The organism is Curtobacterium sp. MCLR17_043, assembly GCF_003224215.1.
In the GTDB taxonomy this organism is placed as follows: Bacteria; Actinomycetota; Actinomycetes; order Actinomycetales; family Microbacteriaceae; genus Curtobacterium; species Curtobacterium flaccumfaciens.
This window is the reverse complement of record NZ_QKLH01000009.1, coordinates 1-20,964: the sequence shown is the minus strand read 5'-3', so window position 1 is coordinate 20,964 and position 20,964 is coordinate 1. Positions and strand designations below refer to the sequence as shown.

Below are 20,964 nucleotides of genomic sequence, written 5' to 3'. Positions count from 1 at the left end.
CCCTAGTCTCGTGGCATGACGAAGGCCAACACGGACGCCGTCGGCTGGTCGGTGCCGGACGAGCTGCTCAGCCGCATCGCCGAGCGCGCCCCCGGCTACGACGCCGCGAACGCGTTCTGCACAGAGGACCTCGACGAGCTCCGCGCCGCCGGCTACCTGCGGATCGGCGTCCCCGTCGATCAGGGCGGGGCGGGCCTCGGCCTCCGCGCCACCGCGCGGGTGCAGCGCGCCCTCGCCCAGGCCGCACCGGCGACGGCACTCGGCCTCGGCATGCACCAGGTGTGGGTGCAGGCGGCCCGCGCCGTCCGTACGCGAGGCGAGTCGTTCCTCCAGGCCGTCACCGACCACGCTGCGGACGACCACCTGCTCGCATTCGGGGTGAGCGAACCCGGCAACGACGCCGTGCTGTTCGACTCGTCGACGACGGCGGAGCCGGACGGCGACGGCGGCTACCGGTTCACCGGGACCAAGGTCTTCACGTCCCTCGCGCCGGCGTGGGACGTCATGAGCGTCTTCGGCAAGGACACCTCGGGGCCGGAGCCACGGCTCGTGCACGGGTTCGTCCTGCGGTCGGACGGCGACGTCGAGCACCTGGACGACTGGGACACGCTCGGGATGCGCGCGACGCAGAGCCGCACGACGAAGCTGCACGGCGTGCACGTCCCCGACGACCGCATCGTCCGGTCGCTGCCGGTCGGACCGAACCAGGACCCGCTCGTGTTCGGGATCTTCGCGTCGTTCGAGCTCCTCATCGCCTCGGTGTACGCCGGGATCGCGGAGCGGGCGATCACGCTCGCGGCGGCCGCCGTGGCCGGTCGCACCGCGGCCGACGGCACCCCGCGGTCGCAGGACCCCGACGTGCGCCGGGCGATCGCCGACCTGCGCGGTTCGGTCGACGCGATCACGCTGCAGGTCGACTCGCTGGCGCGGTCGGTCGACGAGCTCGACGACCTCGGAGCCCGCTGGTTCCCGCTGCTCGTCGGCACCAAAGCGCGCGCGGTGGACACGGCGCAGCACGTCGTGGACGAGGCCATGCGCGTCGTCGGTGGCTCGGCGTTCCGGTCGTCGAACGAGCTGGCGCGGCTGGCGCGGGACGTCCGGGCGGGGCAGTACCACCCGTCGTCGCGGGACTCCGCGGCGCGGACGATCGCGGCGTCGGTGCTCGGCCCGCTCGGCTGAGCGCTGCGCGCGGGGCTGCCTGGTGCGAGGTTGGCGTGGCGGCGCACGGTGCGGAGTCCGTCGGCCGGTGCGAGCTTGGTCGCTCGGTGCTGCCCTGTGGCGCCGCACCGTGCAACCAACCCGGCACCGAGTTGCGAAGGCCGCACGGTGCGACGGCGGGCGAACAACCCCGCACGACGGGACGAACCTCGCACCGAGCGGCCGTGAGCACGCCCGGGCACGGCGATGTCGGCGGTGCCTGGCATCATCTCGGTGTGAGCAAGCAGGACGGACGGAACCGCCTCGTCTCCGACGCACCGGTGGACGACGTCTCGGCGACCGTGCTGCACGTCGACATGGACGCCTTCTTCGCCTCCGTCGAACTGCTCGACCGCCCCGACCTGGTGGGGCTGCCGGTCATCGTCGGGCACGACTCCGACCGCTCCGTCGTCACCGCCGCCACCTACGAAGCCCGTCGCTACGGGGTCAACTCCGCGATGCCGATGGCCGTCGCCAAGCGCCGCTGCCCGAACGCCGTCATCGTCGAACCGCACTTCGAGAAGTACCGGGCGCAGTCCGCCGCGGTGATGGCGATCTTCGACCGGTTCACCCCACGGGTCGAACGCCTCGGCATCGACGAGGCGTTCCTCGACGTCGCCGGCGCCCTCCGCCTGTACGGCACCCCGTGGCAGATCGGCCAGGCGATCCGCCGCACGGTCCTCGCCGAGACCGGTCTGCACTGCTCCGTCGGTGCGGCATCGACGAAGTTCGTCGCGAAGCTCGCGTCCAGCCGGTCGAAGCCGGACGGTCTGCTCGTGGTTCCCGCCGCGGACACCGTGGCGTTCCTGCACCCGCAGCCCGTGTCCGCGCTCTGGGGCGTCGGCGGCAAGACGCAGGAGACGCTCGAACGCCGGGGCATCCGCACGGTCGGCGACCTGGCGAACACCCCGCTCGGGTCACTGGTGTCGGCACTCGGCCCGGCCGGTGGGCAGCGGCTGCACGACCTGTCGTGGGGTCGCGATCCACGCGTGGTCGACACCGGCGTCGGCGAGAAGTCGATCGGGCACGAGGTCACGTTCGGCCGCGACCTGACCGAGCGCGACGACGTCGCCCGTGAACTCCTGCGCCTGGCCGACAAGGTCGCCGTCCGCCTGCGCCAGGCCGACGTGCAGGCCCGGACCGTGGCGCTCAAGGTCCGGTACACCGACTTCACCACCCTGACCCGGTCGCGCACCCTGGCGGAGCCCACCGACGTCGCGAAGCGCCTGCACCGCGAAGCCGTCGAGCTGTACGACGTGCTGCACCGACCGGGCAACCAGATCCGGCTGATCGGGGTGCGCGGCGAGAACCTCGTGCCTGCGGCCGCGAGCAACGCCCTGTGGGACGACGACGCGCCGTGGCGCGAGACCGAGACCACGGTCGACGCCGTCGCCGCACGCTTCGGTGCCGGCGTGCTGCGACCGGCATCCCTGGTCCGCCGGATCCCTGACGGCGGCGTCCCGCACGCTCGGCAGGACTGACGGTGGCGGTAGAATCGGGTTCAGTGAGCGCAGCGGAGTACGAAGACCAGCAGCCCGCCACGCTGTGGGCGGAGTCGGGTGACGACCAGTCCGGCGCAGGCGGATCGTCGCCGACGCAAGACGGCACCCAAGCGCACGACGGCACCCAGGCGCACGGTGACGCAGCCCGTGCCGAAGCCGATGCCGCGGCCCTGGCCGAAGCGGCCGGCAACTCCGCCGTCCAGCACCTGTCGCCGGCGTTCCCGGACCGGGCCGCCTGGGGCACGGCCTCGAAGCTCCGCGCCTGGCAGATCGAAGCGCTCACGAAGTACTTCGAGAAGGAACCCCGCGACTTCCTCACGGCCGCGACCCCCGGCGCCGGCAAGACCACCTTCGCGCTGCGGCTGGCGACCGAGCTCCTCGCCCGCGGCACCGTCGACCGCATCGTCGTCGTGGCCCCGACCGAGCACCTGAAGCGCCAGTGGGCCGACTCCGCCGACCGTGTGGGCATCCGGATCGACCCGATGTTCAAGAACGGCGACGGCATGTTCGGCCGGCACTACCAGGGCGTCGCGATCACCTACGCCCAGGTCGGCATGAACCCCGAGGTGCACAAGCGCATCACCGAGGGCGGCCGCACCCTGGTCGTCCTCGACGAGGTGCACCACGGTGGCGACGCCCTGACGTGGGGCGACGGCATCCGAGAAGCGTTCTCCGGCGCCACCCGCCGGCTCTCGCTGTCGGGGACCCCGTTCCGGTCCGACACCGCACCGATCCCGTTCGTGCAGTACGCCCCCGACGAGCAGGGCATCCGCACCTCGATCTCCGACTACAACTACGGCTACGGCCGAGCCCTGAAGGACGGCGTCGTCCGCCCGGTGCTGTTCATGGCCTACGCCGGACAGATGCGCTGGAAGACCCGGATGGGCGACGAGATGTCGGCGTCCCTGGGCGAGCAGGTCACGAAGGACATCACGGCCCAGGCCTGGCGCACCGCGCTGTCGCCCGAGGGCGAGTGGATGCCGGCCGTGCTCTCCGCCGCCGACAAGCGCCTGACCGAGGTCCGTCGTGGTGTGCCCGACGCCGGCGGCCTGGTCATCGCCACCGACACCACCACAGCGCGCGCCTACGCCCGGATCCTGCAGCAGATCACGGGGGAGCGTCCCACCGTGGTGCTGTCCGACGAAGCCGCCGGGTCGAGCCGCATCAGCGCGTTCGCCGACGACACCTCGCGCTGGATGGTCGCCGTCCGCATGGTGTCCGAAGGTGTCGACGTCCCACGGCTCTGCGTCGGCGTCTACGCCACGAGCGCGAGCACGCCGCTGTTCTTCGCCCAGGTGATCGGCCGCTTCGTGCGTGCCCGTCGCCGCGGTGAGACCGCGAGCGTCTTCCTGCCGAGCGTCCCCGGCCTGATGGCCCTCGCCGCCACCCTCGAGCTCGAGCGCGACCACGCCCTCGACCGCCCGAAGGACGCCGACGACGGCATGTACAACCCCGAAGACGCGATGGTCGCCGAGGCCAACAAGGAAGACCGCGCGTCCGAGAGCCTGCTCGAGGTCCAGCCGTTCGAGGCGCTCGACTCGCAGGCGTCCTTCGACCGCGTCCTCTACGACGGCGGTGAGTTCGGCACCGGCGGCGAGGTCGGTTCCCTCGAAGAGCTCGACTTCATCGGCATCCCCGGGCTCCTCGAACCCGATCAGGTGCGCGACCTCCTGCGCGCGCGACAGGCGACGCAGGCGAAGCGTTCCAAGGGCCGCACGGCCAAGGACGGCATGCCGAAGCCGCCCGAGCCCGACCGACCGATGTACATGACGATCAAGGAGCAGCGCACCGAGCTCGCCCGGCTCGTGTCGATCTGGTCCCGCCACTCGAACGAACCGCACGGATCGATCCACGCCGAACTCCGACGGATCAGCGGTGGCCCGGCCGTGGCGCAGGCGAGCATCGAGCAGATCCAGAAGCGCATCGACATCCTGCGCTCCCGCATCGGCGGACGACGGTGACCGCGGCGTGATCGAGCCGGTCGACGACCGCACCTGGTACGTCAAGCGCGACCCCGAGGCGTCACCCGAGGCGATCATCGACCGCTTCGGCGGGGGCTACCGACTGCGCCGCTTCTCGCTCACCGAGTCCCGCCGCACCCCGCACGGGGTGTTCACGGGGCCCGAACTGGCCGAGACCGCGTGGTGGCGGCTCCGCGACAGGCCGCGGAACTCATGACGCGCCAAGCCAAAGTCCGGTAGACCGGAGGAATGGCAGACTCGATCCCTCACGTCCTCGTCCTCGGCGGCGGCTCCGCTGGCTACACCACGGTCAAGCAGCTCCAGAAGCACGCGGCCACGGTGCCCATGCGCATCACCCTGGTGGACCAGAACACCTACTACACGTACCTGCCGTTCCTGCCCGAGGTCGCCGGTGGCCACATCGCGCCGAAGGACGTCACCGTCGAGCTGCGCCGTGCACTGCGCAAGACCCGGGTGATCCAGGGCAAGGTCACCGCGATCTCCTCGGCGGACAAGACCGTCTCGATCGCGACCGCCGGCGGCGACGACCGCACCCTCGGCTACGACCACTTGGTCGTCGCCCTTGGTTCCGTCACCCGCACCTTCCCGACCCCCGGGCTCGAGGAGTACGGCGTCGGCTTCAAGAGCGTCGAAGAGGCCGCCTACGTGCGCGCCAAGCTCCTCGACAACATCGCGAAGGCCGCTGCCACCCGCGACGAGGACGAGCGTCGCCGTCTGCTGACCAGCGTCTTCGTCGGCGGTGGCTACACCGGCGTCGAGGCGATCGGTGAGCTCTTCGACGTGTCGCAGGCCGCCATCAAGACCTACCCGTCGCTCGCCGGTGAGCAGCCCCGCTGGGTGCTCATCGACGCCCTCGACCGCGTCGCGCCCGAGGTCGGCCCGGAGCTGTCCAAGTGGACGCTCGAGTCGCTCCGCGCCCGCGGCATCGACGTCCGCCTGAAGACCACCATGCCGAGCGCCGAGGGCGGTGTCGTCAAGTTCTCCGACGGCGACGAGTTCGCCACCGGCCTGCTCGTCTGGACCGCGGGCGTCAAGCCGAACCCGCTCCTCGACGCCTCCGACCTGCCGCGCGGGCCGAAGGGCCACCTCGCCGCGAACGCGAAGCTCCAGGTCGAGGCCGAGGACACCCACCAGGTCGTCGAGGGCGTCTGGGGCCTGGGTGACGTCGCGCAGGTGCCCGACCTGACCGCCGACAAGCAGCCGGCGTTCTACCCGCCGAACGCGCAGAACGCCGTCCGTCAGGCCGTGGTCGCCGCCGACAACATCGTCGCGACCATCACCGGCAAGCCGCTCGAGGAGTACCGCCACCCCTCCATCGGCACCGTCGCGTCGTACGGTGTCGGCAAGGGTGCCGCGAACATCAAGGGCATCAAGATGACCAACCTGCTCGCGTGGCTCGCGCACCGCGCGTACCACGTGTACGCGATGCCGACCCTGAACCGGAAGGCCCGCATCATCATCGGCTGGATCACCGGTGCCGTTTCGGGTCGCGACGCGACCTCGCTGATCAAGGAGACGGACCCGCGACGCAACTTCGTCGAGGCGTCGAAGAGCTAGGAGACGGAACGCGGCATCAGGCCGCAATTTCGTCGAGGCGTCGAAGAGCTAGGAGACGGAACGCGGCATCAGGCCGCAACTTCGTCGAGGCGTCGAAGAGCTAGACGCACCCACGGATCGGACGGGAGGCGCGGTGCCAGCTGGCACCGCGCCTCCCGTCCGTCCGTCACGTGCGTTTCGCACCCACCTGCCAATCTCCGGCATACTGACTCCCTCGGCGCCCACGGCGACGAGGTCCCGGAAGTCGACCGACACGTGCGCCCCACCACCACCACCTCCTCCGTCCGATCGTGCCTCCGATGCGGCGCCGAGCGTCACGACAGCACCGTCCACCGGTGCCCCGGTCCGGCCGACCCGCTCCGCGCCTTCGGCCTCGACGCCGGAGCCCGAACGGTGCTCGAGGTCCTGGGCGGGATCGGGCAGCCCTTGCTGGTCGGCGGAGCAGTCCGCGACGTGCTGCTCCGGGAAGCCGGGCGCCGACCGACCACCACCGGTGACGTCGACGTCGAGGTGCACGGCACCAGGACCGATGTCGTCGTCGGAGCGTTGCGTGCGGCCGGCGCGATCGTCGTCGAGGCCGGTGCGGGGTTCCCGGTCCTCAAGGTGGTGCTCGACGGATCCCGCGTCAACGTCGCAGTGACGGCGGAATCCGGTGCGCTCGATCCGGTCACGGTGTCCGCCCTCGGTCGGGACTTCACGGTGAACGCCGTCGCCTGGGACCCCCGCACGAACGTGTTCCTCGACGCGGTCGGTGGGATCGACGATGCCGTCATCGGCGTGCTGCGGCACGCTTTCGAACGCTGCAGCGAGGACCCGCTCCGGGTCTTGCGTGCCGTACAGCTCGTCGCCCGGTTCGACTTCGCCGTGCACCCCGCGACGCTGGGTCTGGCACGGTCGCTCGCGGCACGGTTCGAGTCGATCGCGACCGGACGGGTCTGGCCCGAGATCCGCAAGCTGGCACTCGGCGACCACGTGTCGGCTGCCCTCCGAACGCTGCACGACAGCGGCTGGGAGCGACACCTGCCCGAGCTCGCCGCGGTCCGAGACGTGCCGCAGGACCCCCGGTGGCACCCGGAGGGTCCCGTGCACGTCCACCTCGGAGCGGCGGGGGACGCTGCCGCCCGCGCCTGTACCGCGGACGGGATCCGGGGTGACGACCGGGTCGTCATCGTGCTCGCCGCCGTGCTGCACGACCTGGGGAAGGCCGGCTCCGGCACACAGGTCCTCGCCGACGACGCAGGTGCGGTCCGCATCCGCAGCCTGGGCCACGAGGTGTCCGGCGCTGCGGCAGCAGCAGCGCTGCTCGGTCGCCTCGGCGCGCCACGCCACATCGTCGAGCGGGTCGTCCCGCTCGTTCGCGAGCACATGGTCCCGCACTCGTCCAACGGCGCGCCACCGTCCGTTCCCGCTGCTCGGCGGCTGTTCCGACGGCTCGGATCTTTCCTGCCCGCGATGGAGTCGTGGGCCCGGGTGTGCGAAGCCGACTCGCAGGGGCGTGGTCCGGGGGCGAGTCGGTCCTCGGCGTGGTCGTGGTTCGACGTCGCGCTCCGGGACCAGGTCGCGCGTCGACCCGTGCGGCTGCTGTCCGGCCGCGACCTCGTCGACGCGGGACTCACCCCGGGGCCGGTGTTCCGCGAACTCCTCGTGGCGTCCGCGGCGGCGCAGGACGACGGCGTCTTCGATGACGTCGCCGGAGCCCGCGCGTGGCTGCGCCGAGCGGTCGACGCACGCCGGTGACGGACGGGAGGCGCGGTGTCAGCTGGCACCGCGCCTCCCGTCCGTCGGTGCGGACGCCCACCGCTTGTCCGCCATCTGCGGTCCTGTGTCCGTTCCAACGTGGCGCGCGCCAGCGTTGACGCGACGAACGAGAGGAGCGTCCATGCGCGCCATGACGTACCGCGGCCCCTACCGGGTCCGCGTCGAGGAGAAGCCGGACCCGCGGATCGAACACCCGAACGACGCCGTGGTCCGCGTCGAGCGGGCGGCGATCTGCGGCTCGGACCTGCACCTGTACCACGGCATGATGCCCGACACCCGCGTCGGGCACACGTTCGGCCACGAGTTCATCGGGGTGGTCGAGCAGGTCGGCTCGTCCGTCGAGACCCTGTCGGTCGGGGACCGCGTGATGGTCCCGTTCAACATCTTCTGCGGGTCGTGCTGGTTCTGTGCCCGCGGACTCTTCGCGAACTGCCACAACGTGAACCCGAACGCGACCGCGGTCGGCGGGATCTACGGGTACTCGCACACCACCGGCGGGTACGACGGCGGGCAGGCGGAGCGCGTGCGGGTGCCGTTCGCCGACGTCGGACCGCAGGTGATCCCGGACTGGCTCGACGACGACGACGCCCTGATGATGACCGACGCACTGAGCACCGGGTACTTCGGGGCGCAGCTGGCGTCGATCCGCGAGGGCGACACCGTCGTGGTGCTCGGTGCCGGGCCGGTCGGACTGTTCTCCGCGGCGTCGGCGTGGTTCATGGGAGCCGGCCGGGTCATCGTCGTCGACCAGCTCGAGTACCGGCTCGAGAAGGCCCGGAGCTTCGCGCACGCCGAGACGATCAACTTCGCCGAGGTCGACGACGTCGTGCTCGAGATGAAGAAGCAGACCGACTTCCTGGGTGCGGACAGCGTGATCGACGCCGTCGGAGCCGAGGCGGACGGCAACTTCACCCAGCAGGTCACCGCCTCGAAGCTGAAGCTGCAGGGCGGGTCCCCGACGGCGCTCAACTGGGCGATCGACGGCGTCCGCAAGGGTGGCACGGTCTCGGCGATCGGCGCGTACGGGCCGATCCCGAGCGCGGTGAAGTTCGGGGACGCGATGAACAAGGGCGTCACGATCCACACGAACCAGGCGCACGTGAAGCGCCAGTGGCCCCGGTTGCTCGAGCACATCCAGGCCGGGCACTTCAAGCCGAGCGACATCATCACGCACCGCATCCCCCTCGAGCACATCGCCGAGGGCTACCACCTGTTCTCGTCCAAGCTCGACGGTTGCATCAAGACCGTCGTCGTGCCGTGAGGAGGCCCGACATGTCCGACCACACCCCGTACATCGCCGATCCACCCCGACGGGTGCCGTCGGCCGAGGAACTCCGTGCCCGCATCCCGGGGTGGGGGAGCGACCTCGACCCGGCGGACCGGCCGTCCGTCCCGAAGCTCTCGCGCGAGGCCGGCTCGGCCACCGGAGCCCACTGGGACCTCCCGCCGCAGCAGGACGGTGCGCACGGCCGGGAGCGCTCGATCGAGCACGCCCACGTGACGCCGGTGTTCGGCACCGCGCAGCCCCTGCACGGCGTCGCCGGGATCGTCCGGCGGTACGCCTACCGGCGGTTCAGCGAGGGCCGCCTGGCGCACTGGATGGTGCTCGTCGTGGGGGACCGCCTGGACGTCGCGACGCACCGGGTGACCGATGCGCTCCGGGGTCGGCCGGACCGGGTGATCAGCGAGACCGGTGTCGCGGCGGAGCGGGGGAACCACCCCGTTGCGTCGCGCCTGGCGTCGAGTCGGTCGGACTGGCGGCACCAGGTGCTCGACCCGGTGGTCGCGAACTGGGGCTGGCTGGCGGCCCTCGGCGTCGTCGTGCTGGTGGTGCGGCGGGTGCGCCGCTCGCGCTGAGCGCGCGTGCCGCCGGGCCGCCTTCGGGACCTGGTGCGGCGTTGCGTGCTGGGTGCGCGCCTGCAGCGCCGCACGGTGCGCGCAACCGCGCACGGGGTGTCGGATTGTGCACCGTGCGGCCTGGAGGCACGTGGCGGCCCCGACCCGCGCCTCCAGTGCGCACGGTGCCGGGTCCACCGCCTGTGCGGCGTTGCCCACTCGGTGCGACCTTGTTCCGGCGCACGGAGTGTGCAACCTCGCACGGAGTGGCGCCGCGCGCACACGCCTGCGCGCATTGCCCTGAGCGCAGCGAAGTGGCACCAGAGGCGGTGACGCCCTGAGCGGAGCGATGGCGGCACTCGCCGGGAAGACACAACAGAAAATGCCCCCCGACCGAAAGGTCAGGGGGCACGCATTTCCTGTGTCCGAGAGGGGACTTGAACCCCTACGCCCTAATACGGGCACTAGCACCTCAAGCTAGCGCGTCTACCAATTCCGCCACCCGGACAGGGTGTCTGGTGTCTGTTTCCCGGGTTGAACCCGGCGTTCCTGCCGAGAGAAGACACTAGCACGGGTCTGAACGCGCGATGAACACGGTCGCGCATCCCGGGCGAGTCCTGCGTGCGCTGTCCCGGCGACGGGGTCGGTGCCGACCGATACCGTGGAGCCATGACGAACCCGGAGCCCTCCGAGCCGCAGTCCGTGCCCGAGCTCGAGGCCACCGCGGCGATCGCCCGCGACCTCATCCGCATCGACACGACGAACTGGGGCGAGGGGAAGTCCCGTGGGGAGACGGAGGCGGCTCACTACGTCGAGGACAAGCTCCGCGCGCTGGGTCTCGAGCCGCAGTTGTTCGAGTCCGAGCCGGACCGGGTGAGCGTCGTGGCGCGGGTGCCCGGTCGGAACCGTGACAAGCCGGCGCTCGTGGTGCACGGGCACCTCGACGTGGTGCCGGCGGATCCGGCGAACTGGTCGGTCGACCCGTTCGGCGGTGTGGTCAAGGACGGTTCGCTGTGGGGTCGGGGCGCCGTCGACATGAAGAACATGGACGCGATGATGCTCACGTCGCTGGCGGACGTCATCGAACAGCACGGTGCGCCGGAGCGTGACCTGGTGATCGCGTACTTCGCCGACGAAGAGGCCGGGGGAGTCCTGGGTTCCCACCACGTGGTCGACCAGCACCCGGAGGTCTTCGCGGGGGCGTCGGCGGCGATCAGCGAGGTCGGCGGGTACTCGATCACGCTCGGTGACCGTCGCGCCTACCTGCTGCAGACCGGCGAGAAGGCGCTCATGTGGGTGAAGCTGATCGCGCGCGGCACCGCTGCCCATGGCTCGCACGTGATCCGCGACAACGCCGTCACGAAGCTCGCGGCGGCGGTCGCCCGGATCGGCAGCGAGGAGTGGCCCGTCCGGCTCTCGGCCACGACGGACGCGATGGTGGCCGAGGTGGCGCGGTTCCTCGGGGTCGACCCGACGGTCACGGGCCCGGACGAGGTCGCCCTGGCCACCGGCTCGGCGTCGCGGTTCATCCACGCCGCGCTGCACACCACGTCGAACCCGACGGTGCTGACCGCCGGCTACAAGCACAACGTGATCCCGGACACCGCCGAGGCCCTGGTGGACATCCGCTGCCTGCCGGGTGACGAGGAGTCCGTGCTCGAGCGGGTGCGGGAGCTCGCCGGACCCGACGTCGAGGTGGTCATGTCGTTCCGCGACATCGGCCTCGAGCAGGACTTCGGCGGCCCGCTGGTCGATGCCGTCCGCGACGTCCTCGGCCGGCACGACCCGGGCGCACCGGTCCTGCCGTACCTGCTGTCCGGCGGCACCGACAACAAGGCGCTCTCGACGCTCGGCATCGCGGGGTACGGGTTCGTGCCGCTGCAGCTGCCGGCCGGTGTCGACTTCCCCGCGATGTTCCACGGCGTGGACGAGCGGGTGCCGCTCGACTCGCTGGCGTTCGGTCGGCGGGTGCTGGGCGACCTGCTCGCCACGTACTGATATTGTTCATGGTCGCCGTCGTGGCGGTGCCCTGACCGACCTCCCCCTGAAAGGCCCGTGCGATGCACATCCTCGAGGCGATCTTCCTCGGCTTCGTCCAGGGGCTCACCGAGTTCCTGCCGGTGTCCTCCAGCGCGCACCTGCGGATCGTGGGGCTCTTCCTGCCCGACGCGAAGGACCCCGGTGCGGCCTTCACCGCCGTGACGCAGCTCGGCACCGAGACCGCGGTGCTCATCTACTTCTGGAAGGACATCACCCGGATCATCGGGCGGTGGTTCCGGTCGGTGGTCAAGCGTGACGTACCGAAGGGCGACCCCGACGTCCGCCTCGGCTGGCTGGTGATCCTCGGCACGATCCCGATCGGGGTCGCCGGGCTCGTGCTCAAGGACTCGATCGAGACCACGTTCCGGTCGCTCTGGATCGTCGCGATCGTCCTCATCGTGTTCGGCGTCGTGCTCGGGGTGCTCGACCGTGTCGGCCGCAAGGAGCGGCGCATCGAGCAGATGACGTTCCGCGGTGGTCTGCTCATCGGCCTGGCGCAGATGCTCGCCCTGGTGCCCGGAGTGTCCCGTTCCGGTGCGACCGTGTCGATGGGTCTCGCACTCGGGTACACCCGACCCGCGGCCGCGCGCTTCGCGTTCCTGCTGGCGATCCCGGCGGTGTTCCTGTCCGGGTTCTACGAGGCCGCGACGAGCCTCGGCGACCACGGCTCGCCGTTCGGACTCGCCGACACGCTCATCGCGACCGTCGTCGCCTTCGTGGTCGGGTTCGTCGTGATCGCGGCGTTCATGAACTACATCAGCAAGCGCAGCTTCATGCCCTTCGTCGTTTACCGGATCGCACTCGGTATCGTGCTCATCGTGTTGTTGTCGCTCGGAGTGATCCAGCCGTGAGGGCCTGGCAGGCCCCATCCGTCCCCGACGTCCCCGGCGCCGCGCCCCGACCGGTCGTCCACGACACCGCAACGGGCAAGCCGGTGGACCCCGCCCGCGACGAGGACCGTGCCGCGCTGTACGTCTGCGGCATCACGCCGTACGACGCCACGCACCTCGGCCACGCGGCGACGTACCTGGCGTTCGACACCCTCGGCCGCGCCTGGCGTGACGCGGGGCTCGACGTCGAGTACGCGCAGAACGTCACCGACGTCGACGACCCGCTGCTCGAGCGTGCCGCCCGCGACGGCGTCGACTGGCGTGAACTCGCTGCGTCCCAGGTCGACCTGTTCCGTCGCGACATGGAGTCGCTCCGGATCCTGCCGCCGGACGACTTCGTGGCCGTCACCGACGAGGTCGAGCGCGTCGCCGAGGCGGTCTCGTTCCTGCAGGAGTCCGGCTACGCGTACGAGGTCCCGACCGACGGCGCCGAGGGCGACGACCTGTACTTCGACGTGAACCGCCCCTCCGACGCGTGGACCCTCGGTGACGAGAGCGGCCTGGACCGCGAGACGATGCTCGCCCTCGCGGCCGAACGCGGCGGCGACCCGGATCGTCCGGGCAAGCGTGACCCGCTCGACCCGCTGCTGTGGCGCGCGGCGCGTGACGGCGAGCCGGCCTGGGACACCGAGATCGGCCCCGGTCGCCCCGGCTGGCACATCGAGTGCAGCGTCATCGCCGGTGACCGCCTCGGGCTGCCGATCAGCGTGCAGGGCGGCGGGAGCGACCTCGTCTTCCCGCACCACGAGATGAGCGCCGGGCACGCTGCTGCCCTCGCGCACCAGCCCCTCGCGAACGCGTTCGTGCACACCGGGATGATCGCCTACCAGGGCACGAAGATCTCGAAGTCGCTCGGCAACCTCGTCACCGTGCGCGGGCTGCTCGACGACGGCGCCGACCCCCGTGCCATCCGGCTCGCGCTGCTGTCGCACAAGTACTCCGACGACTGGGAGTGGTTCGACACCGAGCTGACGAGCGCCCAGACGCGGCTCGCCGGCTGGGACGCCTGGGCCTCGGGAGCCTCCGCCGGGCACGCCGACGACGCGGCGGACGTCGCGGCACGCATCCGCGCGCGGGTCTCCGACGACCTGGACACCCCCGGTGCCGTCGCTGCGGTCGACACGGCGATCGCCGGTGGCACGGCGTGCACGCCGGAGCTCCTCGACCTGATCGACGCGCTGCTCGGCATCCGCCTGGCCTGACGCGGGCCGCGACACGGTCGCGTGCGTGCCGCCGAGGGGTCGGAAACCGTCGCCCGGGCGGGCCGCAGCCGACGGTTCGCGACCACTCGCCGGAGGTGAGCGGCGTGTCCTGACCGCTCGCGGCCGCCGGACGGGAGGCCCGTGGCGGGGCCGACCCGTGCCTCCCGTCCGCCGTGTGGTCGCGACACGTCGCGTGCGCGCCGCCGAGGGGTCGGAAACCGTCGCCGGGGCGGTCGGCAGCCGACAGTTCGTGACCACTCGCCGGACGTGAGCGGGGCGTCGTGACCGCTCGCGTCCGCCGGACGGGAGGCCCGTGGCGGCCCTGCCACGGGCCTCCAGTCCGCGGAGTGGTCGCGACACGTCGGGTGCGTGCTGCCGAGGGGTCAGGAACTGTCGCCCGGGCGGGCCGCAGCCGACAGTTCGTGACCACTCGCCGGACGCCCACCACGGACAGGAGGCACGGTGCCAGCCGGCACCGTGCCTCCTGTCCGTCAGCGGGTGACGGCTACTGCTGGGGCCGCCACGGCCCCTCGCCACCGGCGGTGCCGCCGTCCTTGCCGTCCTTGCGCTCACGGCGACGGAGGTACTGCTCGAACTCCTGCGCGATGGCGTCCCCCGAGGCCTCGGGGGAGTCGACCGTGTCGCGCGCCTGCTCGAGCTGCCCGATGTAGGACGCCATGTCCTCGTCGTCGGCGGCGAGGGCGTCGATGCCCTCTTCCCACTCGGTGGCGTCGTCGAGCAGCGACCCGCGCGGCACCGTGACGTCCGTGAGCTCCTCGATCTTGTCGAGCAGCGACAGCGTCGCCTTCGGCGAGGGCGAGTTGTGCACGTAGTGCGGCACCGAGGCCCACAGGGACAGCGTGGTCAGCCCGGCCTTGTCCATCGCGTCGGCGAGGACCCCGAGGATGCCGGTCGGGCCCTCGTACGAGGACTTGTCGACGTCGAAGGCGGCGCGGACACCGGCGTTCTCGCTCGACACGAACACCGAGATCGGCCGGGTGTGCGGGACGTCGGCGAGCATCGCACCGACGAAGACGACGGCGTCGATCGAGTAGACGTCCGCCAGGTCGATGATCTCCGAGCAGAAGCCCCGCCAGGTGCGCGAGGGTTCCGGGCCGACGAGCACGAAGACGTCACGGTCGGTGGGGGAGCCGGTGGCGCCGATGACCGGACGCCCCTCGGCACCGGGGCCGTGCAGCACGATCCGGGGCCACTGCACGCCGCGGTCGCCGTTGTCGTCGGTGCCGACGGTGGGCCGGTTGAACTGGTAGTCGACGTACCGCTCGCCGTCGAGCTCACGCAACTCGTCGAGGCCGAGCGACTCGACGATGCGACGCGCCAGACCGCTCGCGGCCTCGCCGGCGTCGTTCCAGCCCTCGAAGGCGACGACGAGCAAGCGACCGTCGCTGAAGGGGGAGTGCTGTGGCACGGAGCGGACCTCCTGGTGGTGGAGCGGAGCGGAGCGGGGCGGGAGCGATGCCCCCGGCCGGACACGATTCAGGCATCCACTGTAGGCCCAGGGGGTGTCGACGCACGCGCGCGTCCGCGCCCAGCGGAACGGCCCCGGTAGACTCGTCGCCCGTGACCGCGCATCCTCCTGCCCTCGTCCCGCCCGCAGCCGTGCTGTGGGACATGGACGGCACGATCATCGACACCGAGCCGATCTGGCAGCGGTCCCAGGTCGAACTGACGAACCGCTACGGCGCCGAGTGGACCCACGAGGACGGCCTGTCCCTGGTCGGGTCCGGCCTCGAGCGCTCCGGTGAGCTCCTGCGCGCCAAGGGCGTCGACATGGAGGTCGAGGAGATCATCCAGTGGATGACCGACTACGTGATGGAGCACCTGCGCGCCGGTGAACTGCCCTGGCGTCCGGGTGCCCGCGAGCTCGTCGAGGAGCTCCACGCCCGCGGCATCCCGACCGCCCTGGTCACGATGTCCCGTCGCAAGATGGCGCTCGTCGCCGCCGAGGCCCTGGGCGAGCGCGGCTTCCGCGTCGTCGTGGCCGGCGACGACGTCGACCGCCCGAAGCCGTTCCCGGACGCGTACCTGTCCGCCGCCGCGCAGCTCGGCGTCGAGCCCACCGCGTGCGTCGCGATCGAGGACTCCGCCACCGGCGTCGCGTCGGCCGTCGCCTCCGGCGCCGTCACGGTCGCCGTCGAGCACATCGTCCCGCTGTCCGAGATCGCCGGCGGCGACGTGCACCTGCCCACCCTGGCGGGCGTCGACGTCGACCGGCTGGTCGAGTTGACGACGCCGGCACTGGCCGCACGGGTTGGGCCCACGCCGCCGGTTCCGGACCGACGCGCCAGCGGCGGGCCGGCCGTGCCGGTGGGGAGAGGCGCGGTGCCGGACCCGGCGCACGCTGCGGACACCGAAGGGGTCACCCGATGAGCCACACCGACGACGCACGCGACGACGCGGACGCGAGCAGCGCCTCCAGTCCGACCACGGACCCGACCGCAGCCCTCCCGCACACCGCGGGCGGCGCTCCGCACACGCCGCCGCGCGGCCCGTTCCGGGCCGGCGACCGCGTGCAGCTGACCGGTCCGAAGGGCAAGCTCACGACGCTGTCGCTCGAGACCGCGGGTGAGTACCACACGCACCGCGGGGTGCTCCGGCACGACGACGTCATCGGCCAGCCCGACGGCTCCGTCATCCGGGCGAGCACCGGTGACGAGTACCTCGCGCTCCGTCCGCTGCTCAACGACTACGTCATGTCGATGCCGCGTGGTGCCGCGATCGTCTACCCGAAGGACGCGGCGCAGATCGTGGCCTTCGCGGACGTCTTCCCCGGGGCCCGCGTGGTCGAGGCCGGCGTCGGCTCGGGGGCGCTGTCGCTGTTCCTGCTCCGCGCGATCGGCCCGACCGGGCAGCTGCAGTCGTTCGAGCGCCGCGAGGAGTTCGCGGCGATCGCGAAGGGCAACGTCGGCACGTTCCTCGGCGCCGTCCCGGACAACTGGTCCGTCACCGTCGGTGACCTGGTCGAGTCGCTCCCCGACGCAACCGAGCCGCAGAGCGTCGACCGGGTCGTGCTCGACATGCTCGCGCCGTGGGAGTGCGTGGACGCCGCAGCCGACGCCCTCGTGCCCGGCGGACTCATCGTCTGCTACGTCGCGACCGTCACGCAGCTGTCCCGCACGGCCGAGGCCCTGCGTGACACCGGACGCTTCACCGACCCGATGCCGAGCGAGACCCTGGTGCGCACCTGGCACGTCGAGGGCCTCGCCGTCCGCCCGGACCACCGCATGGTCGGGCACACCGGGTTCCTCATCACGGCACGACGCCTGGCCGACGGCACCGTGCTGCCGAACCTGAAGCGCCGCGCGGGCAAGGCGGAGTTCTCGGACGAGGACATCGAGGCCTGGACCCCCGGCGCCGTGGGCGAGCGGGCGACGAGCGACAAGAAGCTCCGCAAGGTCGCCCGGCAGTCGGCGGCGCAGGCGCGCAAGGTCGCGGCGGCCGAGGCGTCGTCGGCGGCGGATGGTGCTGTGGCTCCGTCCGAGGGCGCTGTGGCTTCGTCGGATGTCGCTGCGGCTCCGTCCGGGGCCGTCGAGGACGAACGGTAGGCTGACGGCGTGCCCGTCCTGCATCGAACGGAAAGAGGGTCCGTGCGCACCATCCCCGCACTCCTGGTCACCATCGGTCTCGCGGTGTCCCTCACCGCCTGCGCCTCGAACGGTGCCGGCACCACGCCCTCGAGCTGTGCCGCTCCCGGCGCCGCGTCCGAAGCGGTGACCGCCACCGGCAAGTTCGGCTCGGAGCCGAAGGTCAACGTGCCGAAGGGCCTGACCACCAAGGGCACCCAGGTGTCCGTGCTGCAGCAGGGTTCCGGTCGCACGATCGACGACGGCACCCCCGTCCTGGTCGAGTACACCCTGGTCGACGGCTCCACGGGCCAGGTCGCCCAGACGAGCGGCTACTCGGGCCAGACGGCACCGATCACCGCCGGGGCGAGCAACTACGGGGCCCTCGGCGCCTCGCTGCAGTGCGCCCGGGTCGGCGACCGCCTGGCGGTGGCCCTGCCGAAGAGCGCCCTGAGCAGCGCCGGCGGCACCGCTGGCAGCTCCTCGTCGAAGAAGACCGAGGACGCCGTCATCGCCGTCATCGACGTCAAGCGCGCGTTCGACGCCCGCGCCACCGGCACCCCGCAGCTCGCCGGCGACAAGATGCCGGCCGTGGTGCTCGCGCCGTCCGGCGCCCCCGGCATCACGATCCCGTCGTGGAGCGCCCCGAAGTCGAACGAGACGCACCTGCTCCGCAAGGGCGACGGTCGCGAGCTCACCGCGAAGGACACCGCGGTCATCAAGTACACCGCTGTCACCTGGGGTGCCGACCCGTCCGTCGCCGGCTCCAGCTGGACCGACGGTTCCGGCGCGCAGGCCATCCCGCTCACCAAGGGCCAGGTCGACGAGGGCGTCCGGACGGCGATCGTCGGGCACCACGTCGGCGACCAGGTCCTGGCCATCGTCAACCAGCAGGGGACCGCGTACGCGTACGTGATCGACGTCCTCGGGGCGATCTCGAACTGACCCGGTCCGACCGTCCACGGACCGCGGCGCGGGTGCACTCCGGTGCACCCGCGCTGCCGTAGGATCGGCTCGTGCCAGCGACCCGTGTGCCCCGTGTGCCCGCCGAGGAGCGGCTGTTCAGCCTCGTGCTCGCGCTGCTCTCGACGGAGTCCGGGCTGACCAAGGCCGAGATCCTGGCCAACGTGCAGGGGTACCGGCAGCGGTTCTCGACCGGTGGCGACAACGCCTCGCTCGAGCGCCAGTTCGAACGCGACAAGGACGACGTCCGCGAGCTCGGCATCCCCCTCGAGACCATCGAGACCCCGGGTGCCGCGGGCAACAACCAGACGCTCCGGTACCGGATCCCGAAGGGCGAGTACGACCTGCCCGTCGACGTCCGCTTCACCCCGGACGAATCCGCGTTGCTCTCCCTGGCCGCCATGGCCTGGCGCGAAGGCGCGCTGTCCGCCGACTCCCGCCGCGGCCTGCTGAAGGTCCGCTCGGCCGGTGCCGAGGACGACGACGGCGCCCTGCAGCTCGGGGTCGACGCGTACGCCCCGCGGCTCCGCGCCCGGGATGCCTCCTTCGAGCCGCTCCGTTCCGCGCTCGACCGCGGTGCAGCCGTGCGCTTCGACTACATCACGCCGGGGCAGCACGACGCCCGTCGGCGCGAAGTGGCTCCACTCGCCCTGGTGCAGCACGGCGGCCGGTGGATGCTCGCCGCCCACGAGTTCGCGACGGACTCGGACAAGAACTACCTGCTGGCCCGCATCGTCGGACCCGTCACCCAGTACGAGGTCGGGCAGCACACCGCTCCCGTCGGCGCGGGGGAGCGCACCCTCGCCGAGCTCGAGCGGATCTGGGCCGAGCGCACCGCGCGCATCGCCGTGACGTCGGGTTCCGACGCCGAGCGCCGACTGACCCGTCGCCGCGACACCGAGACCGACGCCGACGGCGCGCTCGTGCTGCACCACGTGGACCCGCAGATCCTCGCCGAGGAACTCGCCGCGTTCGGACCCGAGGTCCGGGTGCTCGAACCCGACGACCTGCGGGCACGGGTCGAGGAGCGCCTCCGTGCACTCGTGCGCGACCACACCGACGACGACCGTGCCGCAGCCCCCGGAGAGGACCCCGTTCGTGGCTGACGCCCAACCCCTGCAGGCGCAGGACAAGCTCGCGTTCCTGCTCGCCCTGGTGCCGTACCTGATCGACCGCGAGCGGGTCTCGGTGGCCGAGGCCGCTCGGCACTTCGGTGTACCGGAGGCCCGCATCCGGCGCGCCGTCGAACTCATCGCGGTGTCCGGGGTGCCCGGCGAGACGATGCAGTACCAGCACGGCGACCTGTTCGACATCGCGTGGGACGACTTCGACCAGAACGACATGATCGTGCTGACCAACCTGGTGGCGATCGACGACTCACCGCGGCTGTCGGCTCGTGAGGCGTCGGCGCTCATCGCCGGCCTGCAGTACCTGTCCGCGCTGCCCGAGGCCGCCGACCGTGACGCCATCCGCGCGCTCATGGCCAAGCTCTCCCGCGGAGCCGGGGGAGCGGCGTCGACCGTCGCCGTCGGGCAGGACCTGCACGACGTCGCCCTCGCCACCATCCGCCGGGCGATGTCCGACGGCCGCGGCCTGGTCTTCGAGTACGCCGGACCGCGCACCCAAGGCGGCACCCGACGGGTCGACCCGCTCCGGGTCGAGTCCATCGACACCGACTGGTACCTGCGCGCGTGGGACCTCGATCGGCAGGCGCTCCGGACGTTCCGGCTCGATCGCATGTCCGAGGCCCGGGTCGACGACCGCGCGGCCGAGAAGACCATCGATCAGGTCGTCATCCCGGACACGCTGTTCCAGCAGGCCGCCGACGACGTCATCGTCACGGTGGAACTCGACTCGACGTCGCTGCCCCTGGTCGCCGACTTCCTGTCCGACACCGCCGACGCGCCCGACGGTGACGGTCGTGTGCGCATCCGGCTCGCGGCGTCGCACGGGTTCGACGGCGTGGTCCGGCTCGTCGCCGGGTTGCCCGGTCGTGCCGTGGTGCTCGACCCGCCAGCGGCCCGTGACGCCGTGCGCGACTTCGCGGCCGCGGCCCTCGCCGCGGGCTGAGGTCTGCCGCTGCGGCCCGTTCGAGCGCTGCACGTTCCGACCGGGTACGCCCGATCCCGCCAGGTATGCCTGATCTCGCCAGGTATGCCTGATCTCGCACGGTGAACCTCGGGTACCTGGTTGTTCCGGGCGTACCTGGTGTGATCTTCCGACCCGGTATGCCCGTTCCCGCCAGGTATGCCCGAACTCGCCAGGTACGCCCGATGTCGCACGGTGAAGCTCGGGTACCTGGTGGTTCCGGGCGTTCCTGGTGTGTTGCTCCGACCAGGTACGCCCGATCTCGCCAGGTACGCCCGGTCTCGCCAGGTATGCCCGGTGTCGCTCGGTACGCCCGACCTCGTACGGCGGACCTCGGGTACCTGGTCGTTCCGGGCGTACCTGGT

General features: G+C 71.8%; 17 protein-coding genes and 1 tRNA gene. 16 read left to right on the top strand and 2 right to left on the bottom strand.

Annotation, left to right across the window (positions count from 1 at the left end; all coding sequences use genetic code 11):
- Positions 1 to 15: 15 nt before the first annotated feature.
- The 8 genes from DEJ03_RS10130 to DEJ03_RS10095 all read left to right on the top strand — a co-directional run bounded on the left by DEJ03_RS10130 (position 16) and on the right by DEJ03_RS10095 (position 9,853).
- Entirely contained in the window at positions 16 to 1,179 is a 1,164-nt protein-coding gene (locus DEJ03_RS10130; protein WP_110864521.1) for an acyl-CoA dehydrogenase family protein, read from the top strand.
- A 254-nt stretch (positions 1,180 to 1,433) separates the two neighbouring features.
- Positions 1,434 to 2,678, top strand: a complete 1,245-nt coding sequence (gene dinB / locus DEJ03_RS10125; protein ID WP_110864520.1) for a DNA polymerase IV — start codon at positions 1,434 to 1,436, stop codon at positions 2,676 to 2,678.
- A gap of 191 nt (positions 2,679 to 2,869) precedes the next feature.
- Positions 2,870 to 4,660 carry a DEAD/DEAH box helicase gene (locus DEJ03_RS10120; RefSeq protein WP_071403990.1) on the top strand — a complete coding sequence of 597 codons (1,791 nt, stop codon included), beginning with the start codon at positions 2,870 to 2,872 and terminating at the stop codon, positions 4,658 to 4,660.
- A gap of 7 nt (positions 4,661 to 4,667) precedes the next feature.
- On the top strand, positions 4,668 to 4,877 hold the full coding sequence (locus tag DEJ03_RS10115; RefSeq protein ID WP_017887301.1) for a hypothetical protein: 210 nt from the start codon (positions 4,668 to 4,670) through the stop codon (positions 4,875 to 4,877).
- 32 nt (positions 4,878 to 4,909) lie between these two features.
- A complete protein-coding gene (locus DEJ03_RS10110; RefSeq protein ID WP_027465651.1) occupies positions 4,910 to 6,238 on the top strand; it encodes an NAD(P)/FAD-dependent oxidoreductase in 1,329 nt (442 codons plus the stop codon).
- Between the two features lie 393 nt (positions 6,239 to 6,631).
- Positions 6,632 to 7,975: an HD domain-containing protein gene (locus DEJ03_RS10105; RefSeq protein ID WP_146237701.1), complete on the top strand. Its 1,344-nt coding sequence runs from the start codon at positions 6,632 to 6,634 to the stop codon at positions 7,973 to 7,975.
- A gap of 142 nt (positions 7,976 to 8,117) precedes the next feature.
- Entirely contained in the window at positions 8,118 to 9,257 is a 1,140-nt protein-coding gene (locus DEJ03_RS10100) for a zinc-dependent alcohol dehydrogenase (protein ID WP_110864518.1), read from the top strand.
- A gap of 11 nt (positions 9,258 to 9,268) precedes the next feature.
- Positions 9,269 to 9,853, top strand: coding sequence for a hypothetical protein (locus DEJ03_RS10095; RefSeq protein WP_110864517.1), 585 nt, complete (start codon positions 9,269 to 9,271; stop codon positions 9,851 to 9,853).
- 401 nt (positions 9,854 to 10,254) lie between these two features.
- Here DEJ03_RS10095 and DEJ03_RS10090 read toward each other — a convergent pair.
- Positions 10,255 to 10,340: transfer RNA gene (locus tag DEJ03_RS10090), tRNA-Leu, on the bottom strand.
- 161 nt (positions 10,341 to 10,501) lie between these two features.
- Here DEJ03_RS10090 and DEJ03_RS10085 point away from each other — a divergent pair.
- From DEJ03_RS10085 to mshC, 3 genes are all read left to right on the top strand, one after another.
- The gene (locus DEJ03_RS10085; RefSeq protein WP_110864516.1) at positions 10,502 to 11,830 is read left to right on the top strand and encodes a M20/M25/M40 family metallo-hydrolase; all 1,329 of its coding nucleotides are present in this window, start codon (positions 10,502 to 10,504) and stop codon (positions 11,828 to 11,830) included.
- A gap of 62 nt (positions 11,831 to 11,892) precedes the next feature.
- Positions 11,893 to 12,723, top strand: coding sequence for an undecaprenyl-diphosphate phosphatase (locus tag DEJ03_RS10080; RefSeq protein ID WP_110864515.1), 831 nt, complete (start codon positions 11,893 to 11,895; stop codon positions 12,721 to 12,723).
- On the top strand, positions 12,720 to 13,964 hold the full coding sequence (gene mshC, locus DEJ03_RS10075; RefSeq protein WP_110864514.1) for a cysteine--1-D-myo-inosityl 2-amino-2-deoxy-alpha-D-glucopyranoside ligase: 1,245 nt from the start codon (positions 12,720 to 12,722) through the stop codon (positions 13,962 to 13,964). Before DEJ03_RS10080 ends, mshC begins: the two co-directional genes overlap by 4 nt.
- A 505-nt stretch (positions 13,965 to 14,469) precedes the next feature.
- On the opposite strand, the gene DEJ03_RS10070 is transcribed toward mshC, so the two are convergent.
- Complete coding sequence (locus tag DEJ03_RS10070; RefSeq protein ID WP_027465645.1) at positions 14,470 to 15,393, bottom strand: proteasome assembly chaperone family protein; 924 nt, start codon at positions 15,391 to 15,393, stop codon at positions 14,470 to 14,472.
- Positions 15,394 to 15,545: 152 nt separating this feature from the next.
- On the opposite strand from DEJ03_RS10070, the gene DEJ03_RS10065 reads away from it, so the two are divergent.
- From DEJ03_RS10065 to DEJ03_RS10045, 5 genes are all read left to right on the top strand, one after another.
- Positions 15,546 to 16,355, top strand: a complete 810-nt coding sequence (locus DEJ03_RS10065) for an HAD family phosphatase (protein WP_258370724.1) — start codon at positions 15,546 to 15,548, stop codon at positions 16,353 to 16,355.
- Positions 16,352 to 17,530 (top strand): tRNA (adenine-N1)-methyltransferase, encoded by a 1,179-nt coding sequence (locus DEJ03_RS10060; protein WP_110864512.1) that lies wholly within the window; start codon positions 16,352 to 16,354, stop codon positions 17,528 to 17,530. Before DEJ03_RS10065 ends, DEJ03_RS10060 begins: the two co-directional genes overlap by 4 nt.
- Positions 17,531 to 17,572: 42 nt before the next feature.
- Positions 17,573 to 18,493 (top strand): FKBP-type peptidyl-prolyl cis-trans isomerase, encoded by a 921-nt coding sequence (locus tag DEJ03_RS10055; protein WP_110864511.1) that lies wholly within the window; start codon positions 17,573 to 17,575, stop codon positions 18,491 to 18,493.
- 71 nt (positions 18,494 to 18,564) lie between these two features.
- Entirely contained in the window at positions 18,565 to 19,617 is a 1,053-nt protein-coding gene (locus DEJ03_RS10050) for a YafY family protein (protein WP_110864510.1), read from the top strand.
- The gene (locus tag DEJ03_RS10045) at positions 19,610 to 20,581 is read left to right on the top strand and encodes a YafY family protein (RefSeq protein WP_071403786.1); all 972 of its coding nucleotides are present in this window, start codon (positions 19,610 to 19,612) and stop codon (positions 20,579 to 20,581) included. Before DEJ03_RS10050 ends, DEJ03_RS10045 begins: the two co-directional genes overlap by 8 nt.
- Positions 20,582 to 20,964: the final 383 nt, after the last annotated feature.